The organism is Peribacillus sp. (assembly GCF_059453735.1).
In genome coordinates this window covers 1-1804 of the sequence record NZ_JAZVJO010000434.1, presented here as the reverse complement: position 1 = coordinate 1804, position 1804 = coordinate 1, and the positions used below count along the sequence as shown (strand labels likewise).

Sequence of the window (1804 nt, the reverse complement as noted above, 5' to 3'; positions counted from 1 at the left end):
GTCATCTTAAAAGTGATTGGGATGGGAACTTCATAAATAAGTTTACCGCCAAATACTTCAATAAAATCTCTTTTTGCTTCTAACCATGTATTAATTAATTCATCCACAAATGGTTCATCAAAACACTGTGAATGACTAATGACATCAGCCACTTGCCTTTTGATTTGTTTCAGCACTTAATACCTCCACACAGTCCGGACAAATATCAATATCGTCTTCTGGATCTTTTATTTCGTAAGCGAAACCGCAACATTCACACCAATTGACTCGATCAACCGCGCAATCCGGACAGTAATACACCATTTTATTTTTTTCTCTACTCTTGGTAGGAATTAATTCAAAATCAAAGAAATAAGAATCACAACAAATACATTTTTTACCAAGATCCATCTCATACCCATAAGAAGGATTCATTTCTGCAAAATAATCAGTTAATGCACTTGGAGCTTCATAGTAATCAAATTTAGGAATTTTAGTTTCTTGCAGCATCTTTTTTACTTTATCGATGGTTCGGAAAAGAACATTAATATGCAGAATTTCACTTATACTATGTTCATTTGCATAACCAACAGACAAATTAACACCACACACTTTCCATGCAGGCATTAAAAAGCTGATATCACTAAAACTGCCTTTTGCTTCAATAAAACCATAAGCTTCAATAAATTTGATAAAATCCCCATTTGCGCAATCATAAAAAACGCAATCACAAGCGCCTCGACGATCAAGTTGGATTAGATATTTCAAAAAAGGAATAGGACATTCAATTTTTGCTAATTTTTGTGCGCCCAATCCACCACGTTCTTCGTCAGTAGTTAAAATAATAGAGGGCCGCAAACCAGACTGAATTATTTGAATAATTGCGAAAATACCTGCTCTATCATCAGCACCCAATCCATCGGGAGACCACAGTACTCCTTTTCGCTGATCATAATAAACCTCACTTGGTTGATTATAGAATACTGTATCCATATGAGCTACCAGTGCTATTGGAATATCACCAACTGCCACAATATATTCTTTTGTAATAATTACTTCTTTATATTTACTTTTTAAGTAAACACCTAACGTTTTATGAAGTTCTTGCTGAGATAAGGACACTAAACGTTCAAATAGTCCATACTCCTTGTCATTTAGGACTTGCATCTGCTCCTCCTTTTTTTATTCTTATAATATATTATATCATAATTTTTTAATAAAATCAATATAAGGCACAAATTGCTCGTAAAAATTCTAAAGCCCTAGATTGATTTAGGTTTGCAGTAGGTGGCATCCAGGTTCGGCAGGAGCAGCTGAAAGCTCCTACATTGAGCATAAAAAATCCCTGTGAGTTATTACACTCACAGGGATTGCTTATGAGGATTACTCCTCGTCAATTACCTCTTCAGAGGGCGCAGCCAGGCGGTAGGCCATCTTCTTAGCCTTCTTGCCGTCTTCAGTCTCGACGACAACCTGGTCCTTCTCAATCAGCTCTGCCTTAACCAGCTTGGTCAGACGAGCAGTGATCTTCTGGGTAGAGATATCAGCGCCCTCTTCCATGTCAGCCAGAACCGCAGTAGCGATATCCGCAATGGTCTGGTACTCATCGGTGATGACTGCGTACACAGCATCAGTCAGCTCATCGCCCTCAGCGCGCTTTGCAGCGGCACGCTCCTTGGACTTAGCAGCCTTCTTATCCAGATCCACAATCTGCTTCTCACAGAACTCGGCGAACTGAGCCTCAGAGATAGCGGTGTCCTCACCCTTGAAGTAAGCGACCATACCCTCAAACATCTGCTTCTTAGTAATCTTTTCCATAACTACA

General features: G+C 38.9%; 2 protein-coding genes. Both read right to left on the bottom strand.

Features of this window, described 5'->3' with window-relative positions; translation table 11 throughout:
* Nucleotides 1-144 precede the first annotated feature (144 nt).
* Nucleotides 145-1146 (bottom strand): hypothetical protein, encoded by a 1002-nt coding sequence (locus AC52RT_RS14265; protein ID WP_495541355.1) that lies wholly within the window; start codon nucleotides 1144-1146, stop codon nucleotides 145-147.
* Between the two features lie 216 nt (nucleotides 1147-1362).
* A partial coding sequence (locus tag AC52RT_RS14260) for a hypothetical protein (RefSeq protein ID WP_495541354.1) occupies nucleotides 1363-1804 on the bottom strand: 442 nt, incomplete at its 5' end.

What these genes read in the sequence shown, in the direction of transcription:
- AC52RT_RS14265 (WP_495541355.1), bottom strand. Translation starts at nt 1,146, where the DNA reads ATGCAAGTCCTAAATGACAAGGAGTATGGACTATTTGAACGTTTAGTG.